The organism is Bradyrhizobium sp. GCM10028915 (assembly GCF_042666195.1).
GTDB lineage: Bacteria > Pseudomonadota > Alphaproteobacteria > Rhizobiales > Xanthobacteraceae > Bradyrhizobium > Bradyrhizobium canariense_D.
The window spans coordinates 120,347-134,691 of the sequence record NZ_JBHTFN010000001.1; the positions used below are offsets into that span (position 1 = coordinate 120,347).

14 protein-coding genes are annotated in these 14,345 nt (G+C 65.3%); 10 read left to right on the plus strand and 4 right to left on the minus strand.

All coding sequences use genetic code 11. From position 1 onward, the window contains the following. The first annotated feature begins 3 nt into the window (after nt 1-3). Genes ACFQX9_RS00535 through ccoS form a run of 3 tightly spaced genes read left to right on the plus strand, consistent with a single transcriptional unit; the run spans nt 4 to nt 2,860 of the window. A complete protein-coding gene (locus ACFQX9_RS00535; protein ID WP_377786035.1) occupies nt 4-489 on the plus strand; it encodes a FixH family protein in 486 nt (161 codons plus the stop codon). 11 nt (nt 490-500) lie between these two features. After that, nucleotides 501-2,693 (plus strand): cation-translocating P-type ATPase, encoded by a 2,193-nt coding sequence (locus ACFQX9_RS00540; RefSeq protein ID WP_377786037.1) that lies wholly within the window; start codon nt 501-503, stop codon nt 2,691-2,693. After that, a complete protein-coding gene (ccoS, locus tag ACFQX9_RS00545; RefSeq protein WP_007594007.1) occupies nt 2,693-2,860 on the plus strand; it encodes a cbb3-type cytochrome oxidase assembly protein CcoS in 168 nt (55 codons plus the stop codon). The genes ACFQX9_RS00540 and ccoS overlap by 1 nt, the downstream gene beginning before the upstream one ends. Here the strand turns inward: ccoS and ACFQX9_RS00550 are convergent. Together ACFQX9_RS00550 and ACFQX9_RS00555 are read right to left on the minus strand one after the other, a co-directional pair. Then, a complete protein-coding gene (locus tag ACFQX9_RS00550; RefSeq protein WP_085352100.1) occupies nt 2,857-4,059 on the minus strand; it encodes an MFS transporter in 1,203 nt (400 codons plus the stop codon). The genes ccoS and ACFQX9_RS00550 overlap by 4 nt on opposite strands. A gap of 98 nt (nt 4,060-4,157) precedes the next feature. After that, the gene (locus tag ACFQX9_RS00555; RefSeq protein ID WP_204510570.1) at nt 4,158-4,640 is read right to left on the minus strand and encodes a cupin domain-containing protein; all 483 of its coding nucleotides are present in this window, start codon (nt 4,638-4,640) and stop codon (nt 4,158-4,160) included. A 242-nt stretch (nt 4,641-4,882) separates the two neighbouring features. On the opposite strand from ACFQX9_RS00555, the gene ACFQX9_RS00560 reads away from it, so the two are divergent. Together ACFQX9_RS00560 and ACFQX9_RS00565 are read left to right on the plus strand one after the other, a co-directional pair. Next, the gene (locus ACFQX9_RS00560) at nt 4,883-5,167 is read left to right on the plus strand and encodes a hypothetical protein (protein ID WP_247394530.1); all 285 of its coding nucleotides are present in this window, start codon (nt 4,883-4,885) and stop codon (nt 5,165-5,167) included. An 80-nt stretch (nt 5,168-5,247) separates the two neighbouring features. After that, nucleotides 5,248-5,964, plus strand: a complete 717-nt coding sequence (locus ACFQX9_RS00565; protein WP_085362251.1) for a peroxiredoxin-like family protein — start codon at nt 5,248-5,250, stop codon at nt 5,962-5,964. Between the two features lie 24 nt (nt 5,965-5,988). Here ACFQX9_RS00565 and ACFQX9_RS00570 read toward each other — a convergent pair whose 3' ends face one another. Continuing rightward, nucleotides 5,989-6,876: a LysR family transcriptional regulator gene (locus tag ACFQX9_RS00570; protein ID WP_018457123.1), complete on the minus strand. Its 888-nt coding sequence runs from the start codon at nt 6,874-6,876 to the stop codon at nt 5,989-5,991. Nucleotides 6,877-7,053: 177 nt separating this feature from the next. Here ACFQX9_RS00570 and ACFQX9_RS00575 point away from each other — a divergent pair, with 177 nt between their 5' ends. The 3 genes from ACFQX9_RS00575 to ACFQX9_RS00585 all read left to right on the plus strand — a co-directional run bounded on the left by ACFQX9_RS00575 (nt 7,054) and on the right by ACFQX9_RS00585 (nt 10,118). Beyond that, complete coding sequence (locus ACFQX9_RS00575; protein ID WP_094183368.1) at nt 7,054-7,869, plus strand: 3-hydroxybutyrate dehydrogenase; 816 nt, start codon at nt 7,054-7,056, stop codon at nt 7,867-7,869. Between the two features lie 68 nt (nt 7,870-7,937). Beyond that, nucleotides 7,938-9,083 carry a patatin-like phospholipase family protein gene (locus ACFQX9_RS00580; protein WP_018457121.1) on the plus strand — a complete coding sequence of 382 codons (1,146 nt, stop codon included), beginning with the start codon at nt 7,938-7,940 and terminating at the stop codon, nt 9,081-9,083. A 36-nt stretch (nt 9,084-9,119) separates the two neighbouring features. Beyond that, nucleotides 9,120-10,118: an oxygenase MpaB family protein gene (locus tag ACFQX9_RS00585; RefSeq protein WP_377786041.1), complete on the plus strand. Its 999-nt coding sequence runs from the start codon at nt 9,120-9,122 to the stop codon at nt 10,116-10,118. A 128-nt stretch (nt 10,119-10,246) separates the two neighbouring features. Here ACFQX9_RS00585 and glgA read toward each other — a convergent pair whose 3' ends face one another. Further along, nucleotides 10,247-11,662 carry a glycogen synthase GlgA gene (glgA, locus tag ACFQX9_RS00590; RefSeq protein ID WP_039799962.1) on the minus strand — a complete coding sequence of 472 codons (1,416 nt, stop codon included), beginning with the start codon at nt 11,660-11,662 and terminating at the stop codon, nt 10,247-10,249. 195 nt (nt 11,663-11,857) lie between these two features. On the opposite strand from glgA, the gene ACFQX9_RS00595 reads away from it, so the two are divergent. Together ACFQX9_RS00595 and ACFQX9_RS00600 are read left to right on the plus strand one after the other, a co-directional pair. Beyond that, nucleotides 11,858-13,054 carry a CaiB/BaiF CoA-transferase family protein gene (locus tag ACFQX9_RS00595; RefSeq protein WP_317244789.1) on the plus strand — a complete coding sequence of 399 codons (1,197 nt, stop codon included), beginning with the start codon at nt 11,858-11,860 and terminating at the stop codon, nt 13,052-13,054. A 184-nt stretch (nt 13,055-13,238) separates the two neighbouring features. Continuing rightward, nucleotides 13,239-14,306, plus strand: a complete 1,068-nt coding sequence (locus tag ACFQX9_RS00600; protein WP_085352109.1) for an alcohol dehydrogenase — start codon at nt 13,239-13,241, stop codon at nt 14,304-14,306. Nucleotides 14,307-14,345 lie beyond the last annotated feature (39 nt).

Here is a 14,345-nt window from a genome sequence, read left to right on the forward strand (position 1 = left end):
GCCATGGCAAACAAGCCGCTGACCGGATCAAAAGTGTTTCTGATGCTGGTCGCCTTCTTCGGCGTCGTGATCGGCGTCAACGCGACCATGATGAAGCTCGCGATCGCGACGCTGCCAGGGACGGACGTCGACAGCCCCTATGCCGCGGGCCTCACCTATGACCGCGAAATTTCGGCGGCGCAGGACCAGGCCGCGCGCAAATGGAAGGTCAACGCCCATGTCGAGCGCCGCGCCGATGGCGGCGCCGTGCTTCAGGTCGAGGCGCGCGACGCGAGCGGCCAGCCGATCGCCGGACTGAAATTCGGCGGCCGCCTGGAGCGGCCGACCGACAAGCGCGCCGATCTCGCCATCGAGCTCTCGGAGGCCGGCATCGGCCTCTATCGCGGCAATGTCGCATCGGTCGTGCCGGGCCAATGGGACCTGGTGATCGAGGGCGAGGCGCGGGGAACGCGCGTGTTCATGTCCCGCAACCGCGTGATCCTGAACTGAAGGATTTTGCCATGCACGTCTCGCGGGACTTTTCGCATTACGTCCGGACTGCGGGCGAGGGCGTCCAGCACATCGATCTCGCGGTCGAGGGCGTGCACTGCGCCGGCTGCATGGCCAAGATCGAGCGCGGGCTATCCGCGATTCCCGACGTCATGCTGGCGCGCGTGAACCTCACCGACCGGCGCGTTGCACTGGAATGGAAGGCGGGCACGCTCGATCCTATCAGCTTCATCGACCGCCTCGAAGAGCTCGGCTACAAGGCCTATCCTTACGAGACCGAGAGCGCGGAGGCGACCGAGGTCGCCGAATCGCGCTTCCTGCTGCGCTGCCTCGGCGTCGCCGCGTTCGCCACCATGAACGTGATGATGCTGTCGATCCCGGTGTGGTCCGGCAACGTCTCGGACATGCTGCCGGAGCAGCGCGATTTCTTCCACTGGCTGTCGGCGCTGATCGCGCTGCCGGCGGCGGCCTATGCCGGCCAGCCGTTCTTCCGCTCGGCCTGGCGCGCGCTGTCGGCCAGGACCACCAACATGGACGTGCCGATCTCGATCGGCGTGACGCTGGCGCTCGGCATGTCCGTGGTCGAGACCATCAACCACGCCGAGCACGCCTATTTCGACGCGGCGATCATGCTGCTCACTTTCCTCCTGGTCGGCCGCTTTCTCGACCAGAACATGCGGCGGCGGACCCGCGCGGTCGCGGGCAATCTCGCCGCGCTCAAAGCGGAGACCGCGGCCAAATTCATCGGGCCCGACGAGATATCCCAAGTGCCGGTGGCCGCGATCTATCCCGGCGACATCGTGCTGCTGCGGCCCGGCGAGCGCTGCGCGGTCGACGGCACCGTGATCGAAGGTCGTTCCGAGATCGACCAGAGCCTGATCACCGGCGAGACGCTCTACGTCACGGCAGGCCAGGGCACGCCGGTCTATGCGGGATCGATGAACATCTCAGGGACCTTGCGGGTGCGGGTCTCGGCGGCCTCCGAGGCGACGCTGCTCGCCGAGATCACGCGGCTGCTCGACAATGCGCTGCAGGCGCGCTCGCGCTACATGCGGCTCGCAGACCGCGCTTCGCGACTCTACGCGCCGGTGGTGCATGCCACCGCGCTCGTCACCATCCTCGGCTGGGTCATCGCGGGCGCCGGCTGGCATGATGCCATCGTGACCGGCGTCGCGGTGCTGATCATCACCTGTCCCTGCGCGCTCGGGCTCGCCATTCCGACGGTACAGACCGTGGCCTCTGGCGCGATGTTCAAGGCTGGTGTCCTGCTGAATTCCGGCGATGCCATCGAGCGTCTCGCGGAAGCCGATCACGTCGTCTTCGACAAGACCGGCACGCTGACGCTGCCCGATCTCGAAGTGATGAATGCGGCCGATATTCCCGCTGATATCTTCGAGCTTGCCGGACGGCTTGCGCTGTCGAGCCATCATCCAGTCGCCGCCGCGGTCGCGCAGGCCTCTGACGCCAGATCGCCGATCGTCGGCGCGGTCGAGGAGGCCGGCCAGGGCGTGCGTGCTGTGGTCGATGGCATCGAGGTTCGCCTCGGTCGTCCTTCTTTCTGCGGCGCCGAGACGCTGGTCTCGGACGTGACAAATCTGGATCCCGAAGCCTCGGTCGTCGGTTTCAGCAAGGGCAGCGAAAAATTCATCCTCTCCGTGCGCCAGGGCCTCCGCCCCGATGCGCAAGCTGTGATCGCGGCGCTGAAGGCGCGCAATATCGGCATCGAGATTCTCTCCGGCGACCGTGAACCGGCGGTGATCGCGGCGGCCCATGCGCTGGGCATCTCCGAATGGCGAGCCGGCGTGACCCCGGCCGACAAGATCGCGCGGATCGAGGTCCTGAAGCAGCGGGGCATGAAGGTCCTGATGGTCGGCGACGGCATGAACGATGCGCCCTCGCTGGCGGCGGCCCATGTCTCGATATCGCCGATCTCGGCCGCGCATTTGAGCCAAGCGACCGCCGATCTCGTCTTCCTCGGCCGGCCGCTGGCCCCGGTTGTCGCCGCCATCGATGCTTCGCGCAAGGCGCTGCACCTGATGCGGCAGAATCTCTGGCTGGCGATCGGCTACAATTTCCTCGCGGTGCCGGTCGCGATCAGCGGCGCCGTCACGCCGCTGATCGCGGCTGCCGCCATGAGCGGATCGTCGATCCTGGTGATGCTGAATTCGCTGCGTGCGCGCGGCGCCCCGCGGGAGATCGTGTGATGGAAATCCTGGTCATCCTGGTGCCGCTGGCGCTGATGCTCGGTCTCGCCGGTCTGGCCGCATTCCTTTGGTCGCTTCGAAGCGGCCAGTACGACGATCTCGACGGCGCCGCCTGGCGCGCCATCGCCGACGACGAGCCGCCGCAGGAGGCGCCGGCCAAGCGCTAGCGCTTCAAGGCGAGCGTCAGCAGGGCCGCGACAGCGAGCGCCAGGCCCACCCCGGCCACGCAGGCATGCCAGCCATACGCGTCGAACAGCCGGCCGAGGACGGCGGTGCCGACGAGCCCACCGCAGAAATAGCAGGCGAGATAGGTGCCGCTGGCGATGCCGCGGTTTACAGCCGCAGCCTGTCCGACGAATCCTGTCGCAGCCGCTTGCGCGGAAAAGGTGCCGCTTCCGACCAGAACCATCCCGGCGAGGACCGCGCCCAGGTGCGGGACCAACATCAGCGGCAAGCCGACCCCGGCGATGGCGAGCGAGCCCCAGATCGTCGGACGCGTTCCGAGGCGCGACGCCACTTTGCCAGCCAGCAACGTGGTGACCACCGACGGCAGGAAGACGAAGTAAACGAAGCCGAGGTCCATCATGCCCAGCGACAGCGGTGGTCGAACCAGAACGAAATTGACGAATGTGAAGGTGCCGATGAATGCGAACAGGATGCAGAAGCCGATGCCGTAGGCGGCACGCAGCCGTGCATCCTGCCACTGCGCGATCGTCGCGGCAAACGCCGATGCCGTCGACGTCGTTGCACGCGTCGGCTGTACGCGCGCAATGGTGAAATAGACCAGGGCGGCACCGGCCAGATTGAGGGCCGCGAAGAAGTAGAAATTCCATGCCAGGCCAAGGCTATCGGCGATCGCGGCCGAGACCAGCCGGCCGACGAGATTGCTGGCGACGTTTCCTGTGATGTAGGCGGCAAAGGCGCCGCCGGAATCCATTGCGCTGCATTGCTCGCCGAGATGAGCCAATGTCAATGCGAAGGCGGACGCCATGCAGAGACCCTGCGCGACCCGCAGGCCGGTGAAGACGGCAAGATTGGGTGCAGTCGCCAGCAGGCTCGTCGGAATCGCGAGCAGGGTCAGGCTGAGCAGGATGCCGGTCCGCCTGTCGATGTGCGGGCTGAGAAGGCCGACGACGAGGCCTGCGACAGCCATGCCGAACGTGCTGGCGTTGACGGCCAGGCTCATCGCGGCCGGCGTGACGCCGTAGCGGCGCGTCAGCGAGGGCAGGATCGCCTGTGTCGCGAAGAGATCGACGACCGTCAGGAAGGCAGTGAGGCCGATCACGAGAGAGCGAAGCGCAAGACCTGGTGAATGCGCGTCCATCGTCATCGCGGTCGGTTTGATCGGCGCGGAAAGATCGGTCATGGCAGGCCTCCCTTGATGAATGTGGCGCCCGCATGCGGGGCAGCATGGGGATCGCGGGCGCCACATTCCGTCACGCGTGCGCTGGGGTCGCGCACCCGTTACATGTTGTGGTCGTGCGGGTCCTTGCGGACGTCGCCGACATAGAGAATGACCGTTTCCTTGCCGAGGTTCTTCCACCAGTGCGAGGTGCCGGACACCTCCGGGCGGATGTCGCCGGCCTTGTGCACGATCGGATCGACGCAGTTGGAAACGTGTTCGACGATCTCGCCTTGCTGCACGAAGATCAGGGCAGGGCGGTCGTCATGGCTGTGCCAGGGCACGATGCCGCCGGGCTCGATGGTCAGCTTGCGGAAGCGCAGCTCGCGGCCTTCGATATGCGCCGGCTGTTTGCCGAGGTCGATGGCGCCGAGCGTGACGTCGGTGACGCCGACCGGCTTGTAGTCGACCATCTGCTGCGCGTTCGGCTTGATCTTGTCGGCCGGGCATTCGCCGGCGGAGACTGGCTGCGCCGAGAGTGTCAATACGCCGAGGATGGCCAGGCCGGGCCAGACCGCACGCGACAATGTGTGATGCTTGAACATCGGGACGTCTCCTGTGTTGGCCGCAACCGCAATGGTCGCTGGCTCTGTTGGGACTTTCGTCGAGAGGGCGCTCGTTCTGAAATGCTCTTTCGCTCTCGCTGCGATAGACCGGCGCTATCGGGCCCGATAGGCGCTCGCTATCGAACCGATTGGGGATTGGCATTTCCGCTTCCCGAGCGACTGGCGTTCGATGGTGGGGCGCCCGGTTGGCGGGCGTTCACGTCACTCCGGAGGAACATCTCATGACGAAATTGTCCAAGACCTTGATTGCCACGGCTGCGTTCGTGGTCATCGCCACATCGGCCTTCTCGGAAGCCACATGGGACTTCAAGGCCGGCATGGCCTACATGTATGGCGGACCCGGCAAGATGTCGGCGATGGCCATGGCCCCGGCGGAGAAGAACCACGAGGCCATGATGAAGAACGCCAAGAAAGTCCCCGACAACACCGTCTTCTTCATGGACAACGGATCGCTGTATTCCACCTCGGGGCGCCTGGACCCGACCGGCAATTTCTACGTGAACTGATCGCGTGCGCATGACGGCCGCCCCTTGCGGGCGGCCGGATCGGGCACCTAATATTCGTCCCCTGAACGCTGGAGCGCAAGATGACCTCTCTCTCGCCGGCCGATGCCGAGCGGCTTAAACACGCCTTCCAGCGCTGCCGTGACATGGATGGCACGCTGAACGAGCAGCTCCGCGCCTATGCCGACGCCAGCCGCGACGTGTTCCCGGCCTATGGCGAGGCAGTCGACAATCTGGTGACCAGATTGAATGGAAACGGCGGCGGCGAGACCGCGCCGCGTCCGGGCGAGTCGATGCCGCCGTTCATGTTGCCGGACGAGAGCGGGCGTCTCGTCGCGCTGTCCTCACTGCTGGAGAGCGGCCCGGTCGCCGTGATGTTTTTCCGCGGCCATTGGTGTCCCTATTGCCGGCTCAATGTCCGCGCGGTGGTCCAGGCGCTGGACCGCGTCGAGTCCATGGGTGCGCGCATAGTCGCGATCATGCCGGAGACGCAGGAATACACCCAGCAGCTCAAGGCGGAAGCTGGTGCCCCATTTCCGATCCTGACCGACCTCGACAACGGCTATGCGTTGTCGCTCAATCTCGCGATCTGGCTCGGTGCCGAGATCCAGCACCTGTTGTCCTATCAGGACATGGCGAAATTCCACGGCAATGATGGCTGGATGCTGCCGATCCCGGCCGTGTTCGTCGTTGGTCGCGACGGTCTCGTGAAAGCCCGCTTCGTCGATCCGGATTTCCGCAAGCGAATCGAGATCGATGATCTGCTTGAAGCGTTGGAAGGCGCGAGCAGGGAGGCCTGAAAGAGTGAGGAGCGAGCGTGGCTGCTACCCCGCAATCTCCCGCCAATCCGCACCGCGCAACATGCGCATAACGGCATTGGCCACCGCCGTGCGCTGCCGGCCGGCCACCCCGTAGAGGCTGACGGTGCGACGGGCGTCCAGCCCGGCGACCGCAGCGCGCGTCAACGTCTCCGGAACGGGCGAGGTGTGCGGCAGCATGGCGACGCCGATGTCGGCCTCGACCAGCTCGATCAAATCGCGCTCGTTCGAGATTTCGTGACCCTGCTCGATCGCGATGCCGTGCTCGCGCAGGCTCGCCGAGATACGGGCGGAATGCTCGCAAAACGTCCGGCTCAGCAGCTGCTCCGCGCGCAGATCGTCCAGTGCGATGCTGCTGCGGCCGGCCAGGCGATGTCCGTCGCTGACCACGAGCTCGAAGCTCTCGGTGAACAGCGGCCAGACATCGAGCCGCTCCCAGGCCTCGTCGATGTCCGCGGCAATCCCTAGCTCGGCCTCGCCCTTCTTCAGGAACTCGGCCACTTCACGACTCGAGCCGCGCAGGAAGCGGAATTCGAGCCGGTTGAACTGCCGCTTGATCTGGTTGAGATGCGGAATGAGGAGCGACAGGTCGATCGCATGCGTCAGCGCGACGCGGAGCGCGCCGATCTCGCCGCTCCGGAACGAGGAGGCCAGCGATCGGGCGCCGGTGGCCGCTTCGAAACACTGCTTCAGCAGCGGATGCATGCGCTGGCCGAGCTCGGTCAATTGCGCCGCGGGCCGTTCGCGGCGAAACAGATCGCCGCCGAGCTCGGCCTCGAGCTGCTTGATCGCGCGCGTCAGCGAAGGCTGCGTCACGTTGCATTCCTCGGCGGCACGCGTGAAGTTCAAGAGTTGCGCCACCGCGAGGAAATAGCGGACCTGGTGCATTTCCATGGATCGGCTCCCGGCAAGATCAGCCGAAAGCTAGCCGATCGGCGCGGAGAATGACATCCCGACCGCAATAGCGCACAGGCATGGTTTCGGAAGCCAACGGGCATTTCCGTCAAACCCGGCGATGCTTCACAGTCGGCTCAGCACAAGTCGTCATGTCAAAGGAGTTTGCCCGTGAATATGTCCGTCAAGCCGCAGACGTCCGCCTCCCGGGCGCTCGCGGGCAAGGTTGCGCTGGTCACGGGCTCAACCAGTGGCATCGGCCTCGGTATCGCGCGGGCACTTGCCGCGGCCGGCGCCGACATCGTGCTGAACGGCCTTGGTGTGGCGGCCGAGCTCGACCGGACGCGCGAGCAGATCGCGGCGGAGTTCGGCGTCAAGGCAAGGTTTTCGCCGGCCGACATGACCAGACCGAATTCGATCGCCGAAATGATCGCGGCGACGGTTGCGCAGGCCGGCCGCCTGGATATCCTGATCAACAATGCCGGCATCCAGCACGTTGCGCCGCTGGAGCAGTTTCCGGTCGAGAAATGGGACCAGATCCTCGCGATCAATCTGTCGTCGGCCTTCCACACCACGCGGCTCGCGCTGCCCGCAATGCGACAGAACGGGTTCGGGCGGATCATCAACATCGCCTCCGCGCACGGCCTGGTCGCCTCGCCGTTCAAGGCGGCCTACGTCGCCGCCAAGCACGGCATCGTCGGGCTCACCAAGGTGACCGCGCTGGAGACGGCAGAAGAGGGCATTACCTGCAACGCGATCTGTCCCGGCTATGTCTATACGCCACTGGTCGAGGCGCAGATCGATGGGCAGGCCAAGGCGCATGGAATCTCGCGTGACCAGGTGATCCGTGACGTGCTGCTGGCGCAACAGCCGAACAAGCGCTTCTCGACCGTCGAGGAGCTCGGTGCGCTCAGCGTATTTCTGTCCACCAACGCAGCGGCCACGATCACCGGGATTGCGTTGCCCGTGGACGGAGGCTGGACCGCGCATTGAGGCGAGCGCGTAACATAGGATCGCTAGGAGCGAACATGGCAAGGGTACGGGCTCTCAGGGAGCAGAATATGAACGATGTGAAGCGCGATACCAGCGTGTCGAAGGATCTGCCCGGCCAGGTGGTGCTGGTGCTTCAGGGCGGCGGTGCACTCGGGTCCTATCAGGCCGGGGTGTACCAGGCGCTGCACGAGGCCGGTATCGAGCCGGACTGGATCATCGGCACCTCGATCGGCGCCATCAATGCCTGGCTCATTGCGGGCAACGCGCCTGACCAGCGGCTGCTGCGCCTGAAGCAGTTCTGGAAGCGGATGGAGCAGAATCCGGTCTGGAATCTGCGCACCCCGTTTGCCGGCTTCAATGAAAAGCTCGCCTATTGGTCGACCTTGACCCACGGCATTCCCGGCTTCTTCCGTCCCAATCCATTGGCGCATGCGGGCGATTCCTATCCGCTCGGAGCCGATCACGCCGGCTTCTATTCGACGGCGCCGCTGGAGCGGACGCTGCTCGAGCTTGTCGATTTCGGCCGGATCAACCGCTGCGCGCCACGGTTGACGGTCGGCGCCGCTCACGTCCGCAGCAGCCAGATGCGCTATTTCGACAGCCGCGACGGCGAGCTGACGGTGAAGCATGTCATGGCTTCGGGCGCGCTGCCGCCGGCGTTTCCGGCGGTACGCATCGACGGCGAGCTCTATTGGGACGGCGGCATTCTGTCGAACACGCCGACCGAGGCCGTCTTCGACGACAATCCACGCAAAAATTCGCTGATCCTCGCCGTGCATTTGTGGAATCCCGCCGGCGCCGAGCCGACCACGATGGCGGAGGTGCTGAACCGGCACAAGGATGTGCAATATTCCAGCCGGATCGCGAGCCAGATCACGCGCCAGCAGCAAACCCATCGCCTGCGCCACGTCATTAGCCAGCTCGCCGCGCGACTGCCTGAAAGCGAGCGCAGCAATCCGGCGGTGAGGGAATTGATCGACTACGGCTGCCCGACCAGGATGCATGTCGTGCGCCTGCTTGCGCCGCAGCTCGACCGCGAGAGCCACACCAAGGATATCGACTTCAGTCCGTCCGGCATCATGCGGCGCTGGGATGCCGGCTATTCGCACACAAAGTCAGTGCTTGAGCGAAGGCCGTGGGTTGGCGAGTTCGATCCGCTCGCGAGCGTGGTGCTGCACGAACATATGGACGAGATGCCGATGGCGGCGGAGTAGGGCCGCAAGCGATCGTCCCCTTCATCGAATTGCCACATGCCTTGCGGATTGTCGGTCCTGGTCCGCAATCGAAAGTCCCTGCAGGTGGTGTCCGGGAGCGAACTTGAATCTGCCCTTGATACCGTCCGCGCCAACGCGGCGGGACCGGTCGTCGGCGTGTTCGGCCCTGACACGGTGACCTGGCAAATCGACCGCGAGGCCGTGATCTTTCTCGGCGCCGGCCGGGCGCTGCTCCTTCAACTCGCGCATCCCTGGGTCGCCGCCGCCATCGCCGAGCATTCGAAAACCCTCGCTGATCCGATCGGACGATTTCACCGCACCTTCGACATCGTCTTTGCCATGGTGTTCGGTTCGCTTGACCGCGCGCTGTTGTCGTCGCGGCAATTGCACCGGCGCCACAGCATGATCGTCGGCGAGATGCCCGAGACCGTCGGTCCGTTCGCGGCAGGCTCGCGCTACTGTGCCAACGACATCCCGTCGCTGCGCTGGGTTCATGCCACGCTGGTCGAGACCGCGCTGATGGCGCATGATCTGGTCTTGCCGCCGCTCTCGGCGGACGAACGCGAACGCTACTGGGCCGAGAGTCGGTTGTTCGGTGCGTTGTTCGGGTTGACGGCGCACGATCTGCCGGCGGACTGGTCCGGCTGTGCGGCCTACACCGCGGCAATGACGCAGTCGGATACGCTGACCGTCAGCCCGGCCGCGCGCGATATCGCCGCGCAGATCTTTGGTGGAGCGCGCCCGTGGTTGCGTCCGCCGCGCTGGTATCGCGCGCTCACCGCGAGCCTGCTGCCGGAAAGCTTGCGTGTGGGATTCGGGTTCGAGCTTGACGAGCGTGACACCAGATCCGCCGAGAAGGCGCTGCGATGGATACGGCGGGTCTATCCAAGGTTGCCAGACCGGCTGCGCTATGTCGGTCCCTACCAGGAAGCGCAAGCGCGGCTGCGCGGAGAGCCGCAGCCCGACTGGATGACGCGGTGCCTCAACCGTGCCTGGATCGGACGGTCGCAGATGGATGTGCGCGGGAGGGGGTGAAGTCCTCCGCCGTTGCCACAAACCACCGTCATTGCGAGGAGCTCTTGCGACGAAGCAATCCAGGCTGCTGCCACGGAAAACAGTCTGGATTGCTTCGCTACGCTCGCAATGACGAGGACACGCAGGCCTCACACCGCCGCCAGCTTCCGGTACAGCGCGTTGTAGCTGCCGGCCGGGATGCTCCAGGAGAACGACCGTCCCATCGCACTGCGACGCATGGTGTCGAGCTGGTCCTGCGCCATGAAGGCGGAGAACGCACGGCGGACGCCGCCGAGGAAGGATTCATGCGAAGGTTTTGAGAACAGGAAGCCGGTTTCGCCGTCGGTAATGGTCTCGGCGAGGCCGCCGGTCTGGTGGCCGATCGGCAGCGAGCCGAAGCGCTGGGCGTACATCTGGCTGAGCCCGCAGGGCTCGAAGCGTGACGGCATCAATGTGAAGTCGCTACCGGCGAAGATGCGGCGCGCCTGGGCCTCGTTGAAGCCGATCACGACCCCGATCGCGTCAGGCCGCCGGCGATGCGCGTCGATTAGCGCCTGCTCGAGCGCCGGCTCGCCGGAGCCGGTGACCACGATCTGCCCGCCGGCATCGACGATCTCGTCGGCCGCCGCCAGCACGAGGTCGATGCCCTTCTGGTGCACCAGCCGGGCGACGATGCCGAACATCGGGCCGCGCGACACCGCAAGCCCGAACTGCTTGCGCACGTAATCCGCATTGGCCTTCTTGCCGACCCAGTCGCCGGCGCCGAACTGCTGGGCAAGCTGGGCGCAGGAACGCGGGTCCCAGCTCTCGTCGATGCCGTTGAGGATGCCGGTGAGCTCGGCCGCGTCGGAGCGGACTCGAAGCAGGCCCTCGAGACCGCAGCCGAATTCATCCGTGGTGATCTCCCGCGCATAGGTGCCGCTGACTGTGGTGAGATGCGAGGCGTAGACCAGCCCGGCCTTGAGGAAGGAGAGCTGGTCGTAGAACTCGACGCCGTCGATGTGGAAGGAGCTCTCCGGCGCGCCGATCCGCCGCAGCGAGTCCTTCGGGAAGAGGCCCTGATAGGCGAGGTTGTGAATGGTCAGGATCGACGGCAGCTTGGAGCCGCGCCAGGCGAGGTAGGCCGGCACGAGCGAAGCCTGCCAGTCATTGGCGTGGATCAGGTCTGCTGCCCAATCCTTGTCCAACGTGCCCATCGCCAGCTCAGCGGCGGCCGAGGCAAAGCGCGCGAAACGGATGTCGTTGTCGGGCCAGTCGCGCCCGGACTCGTCACCATAGGGGTTGCCGGGCCGGTCGTAGAGTTGCGAGCACAACAGCACATAGACCGGCAGGCCGTCCTTGGTCGCGGCGCGGCCGAGCGAGCAGGCCGGCATCTCCGCGAACGCCGGACAGCGGCCAACGACCTGGATATGCGTGAGTTGTTCGATGATGTCGCGATAGCCGGGCAACATGACCCGGATGTCGGCGAAAGGACGAAGGGCTCGGGGGAGTGCAGCGGAAACGGCTCCAAGTCCGCCGACGCGGACAAAGTCGTCCATTTCTGTCGTAACGAACAAGACCCTCAAGAACTGCTGCCCTCTGCCGGAGCCCGATTGCTGCTATGCAAGAACGGGTCCAGTTGCCCTGGAATTCCCAAGCCCGCCCGCGAGACGTGTCTGTTCGGTAAAGACTTTCCTACTCAGCCGCCGCCCTCTAGGGTCGGCGCACCAACAACAGAGAACTTCGATAAGTTCCTAAGTGACTCAAGGACGCAAGCAGGCATGCAGCTATCAGATAAGCATGAGGGGACCACGACAAAGGCCTTCGCCGGCCTCAGGGTCCTGGATTTTTCGACCACCATCGCCGGTCCCCATTGTGCGCGGATGCTCGCCGACATGGGCGCCGAGGTCATCAAGATCGAGACCGACGGCGGTGAGACGATGCGGACCCGGCCGCCGCTGCGCAAGGGCTGCAGCACCGTGTTCGGCCAGCTCAACGTCGGCAAGAAGAGCGTCGTGCTCGACCTCAAGTCCGAGGACGGCAAGGAGGCGGTCCGCCGGCTGGCCGCGACTGCCGACATCCTGGTCGAGAACTTCCGCCCGGGCGTGATGCATCGGCTGCGGCTCGACTATGACAGAATACGCACGGTCAACCCGAAGCTGATCTACTGCTCGATCTCCGGCTACGGCCAGAGCGGCCCGTCGGCCGAGCTGCCGGCCTATGCGCCGGTGATCCATGCAGCCTCGGGCTACGACATGGCGCATCTCGCCTATCAGCCCGGCCGCAGCCGCCCGGATTATTGCGGCATCTACCATGCCGACGTCGTCACCGGCACCTACGGGTTCGGCGCGATCGCGTCGGCGCTCTACCAGCGCACCCTGACTGGGCTCGGCCAGCATATCGACGTTTCCATGCTGGAATCGATGCTGACGCTGACATTGATCGAGTTGCAGAACTCGCAGTTCACCGTGAAGCCGCCGCCGCGCCCGATGTTCGGGCCGACCGAGACGGCGAGCGGTTATGTCATGATCACGGTTGCCAGCGAGAAGACGTTTCAGGGACTGATGGGAGTGATCGGCCGCCCCGAATGGATCTCCGATCCGCGCTTCTCCACCTACGCCGCGCGTCGCGATCATTGGGCCGACTTGATGGACGGTGTAGAGGCCTGGTCGCGGCAGCTCTCGACCGATGTCTGTCTTGTCGCGTTAGGTGCGGCCGGCGTGCCGGCCTCGGCCTACCGCACTGTGTCCGAAGCACTGGCCGATCCGCAGCTCGCGCACCGAGAGGCGCTCTCGTCTGTCGAGGATGAAGGCGGCTCGTTCCAGGTCCTCAATCTGCCGTTCCGGATGACCGGTGCTGATACAACACCGGGCAAGACGATGGCCGTTCTTGGCGAGCACACGGACGGACTGCGCGCGGAGATCGGGCTCACCGACAATGCGCCAATTCCGTCAGGCAAAACAGCCGTGCAAGGCTGAGGGCAAGGCTGACGGCAAGTCTCACGGGAAGTCTGACGGATACCACGCTGTGGCAAGCAATGCGGCGTTGCGCGTGGCCGGCTTGCCATCATCCGTCAGCCTAAATTAGACAGGTCCGAGTTTGTCTCGTCCCGCCGCCCATGCCATGGTGGCGACGACAACAAAAATATCCGGGAGGACGCCAATGAAAAGTTTCAAGGTCGCCGATTTCAAGGCGCCGCTGCAGGAGTTCGACGAGGCCACGCCGCAACCGTCCGGCACGCAGGTGCTGATCAAGGTGAAGGCCGCCGGCGTCTGCCATAGCGACCTTCATATTTGGGAAGGTGGCTACGATCTCGGCCACGGCCGCAAGCCGCTCTCGCTGAAGGACCGCGGCATCAACCTGCCGCTGACCATGGGGCACGAGACGGTCGGCGAGGTGCTCGCCTTCGGCCCGGACGTGAAGTCGTCGGACCAGGGCGACGTGAAGATCGGCGATGTCGGGCTGGTCTATCCCTGGATCGGTTGCGGCAAATGCGCGACCTGTCTCGCCGGTGACGAGAACATGTGCCTGACGCCGCGCTCGCTCGGCGTCTATTGCGACGGCGGCTATTCCGACCACATGCTGGTGCCGCATCCGCGCTATTTGCTCAACCTCAAAGGCCTCGATCCCGCGTCGGCTGCACCCTACGCCTGCTCGGGCGTCACGACCTACAGCGCGCTGAAGAAGCTCGAGCAGCACTTCGACACGCCGATCGTGATGTTCGGCGCCGGCGGACTTGGCCTGATGGCACTGTCGCTGCTGAAGGCGATGGGCGGCAAGGGCGCGATCATGGTCGACATCGACGCGAAGAAACGCGAAGCGGCGGAGCAAGCCGGCGCGCTCGCGACCGTCGATCCCAAGGCGGCCGACGCGCTGGAGCAGCTTGCCAAGAAAGCCGGTGGTCCCATCCGCGCCGTGCTCGATCTCGTCGGAAACGCCGCCACCACGCAACTCGGCTTCGACTGCCTGACCAAGGGCGGCAAGCTCGTCCTCGTCGGCCTGTTCGGCGGCGGTGCGACCTGGGCGCTGCCGCTGATTCCGATCAAGGCGGTGACGATCCAGGGCAGCTATGTCGGCAATTTGCGCGAGACGCAGGAGCTGCTCGACCTCGTGCGAGCGAAGAACATAGCGCCGATCCCCGTGACGCGGCAGCCGCTCGCCAAGGCCAACGACGCGCTGGTGCAGCTGCAGCAGGGCGCGGTGGTTGGCCGCACGGTGCTGACGCCGTAACCAACGCTCCATCCTCCGTCATTGCGAGGAGCGAAGCGA

Bases quoted from the DNA above. Each gene is read 5' to 3' on its own strand.
- ACFQX9_RS00585 (WP_377786041.1), top strand. From the start codon at position 9,120: ATGCCTTGCGGATTGTCGGTCCTGGTCCGCAATCGAAAGTCCCTGCAG.
- ccoS (WP_007594007.1), top strand. From the start codon at position 2,693: ATGGAAATCCTGGTCATCCTGGTGCCGCTGGCGCTGATGCTCGGTCTC.
- ACFQX9_RS00595 (WP_317244789.1), top strand. From the start codon at position 11,858: ATGCAGCTATCAGATAAGCATGAGGGGACCACGACAAAGGCCTTCGCC.
- ACFQX9_RS00565 (WP_085362251.1), top strand. From the start codon at position 5,248: ATGACCTCTCTCTCGCCGGCCGATGCCGAGCGGCTTAAACACGCCTTC.
- ACFQX9_RS00580 (WP_018457121.1), top strand. From the start codon at position 7,938: ATGAACGATGTGAAGCGCGATACCAGCGTGTCGAAGGATCTGCCCGGC.
- ACFQX9_RS00560 (WP_247394530.1), top strand. From the start codon at position 4,883: ATGACGAAATTGTCCAAGACCTTGATTGCCACGGCTGCGTTCGTGGTC.
- ACFQX9_RS00600 (WP_085352109.1), top strand. From the start codon at position 13,239: ATGAAAAGTTTCAAGGTCGCCGATTTCAAGGCGCCGCTGCAGGAGTTC.
- ACFQX9_RS00570 (WP_018457123.1), bottom strand. From the start codon at position 6,876: ATGGAAATGCACCAGGTCCGCTATTTCCTCGCGGTGGCGCAACTCTTG.
- ACFQX9_RS00535 (WP_377786035.1), top strand. From the start codon at position 4: ATGGCAAACAAGCCGCTGACCGGATCAAAAGTGTTTCTGATGCTGGTC.
- ACFQX9_RS00550 (WP_085352100.1), bottom strand. From the start codon at position 4,059: ATGACCGATCTTTCCGCGCCGATCAAACCGACCGCGATGACGATGGAC.
- ACFQX9_RS00540 (WP_377786037.1), top strand. From the start codon at position 501: ATGCACGTCTCGCGGGACTTTTCGCATTACGTCCGGACTGCGGGCGAG.
- ACFQX9_RS00555 (WP_204510570.1), bottom strand. From the start codon at position 4,640: ATGTTCAAGCATCACACATTGTCGCGTGCGGTCTGGCCCGGCCTGGCC.
- ACFQX9_RS00575 (WP_094183368.1), top strand. From the start codon at position 7,054: ATGTCCGTCAAGCCGCAGACGTCCGCCTCCCGGGCGCTCGCGGGCAAG.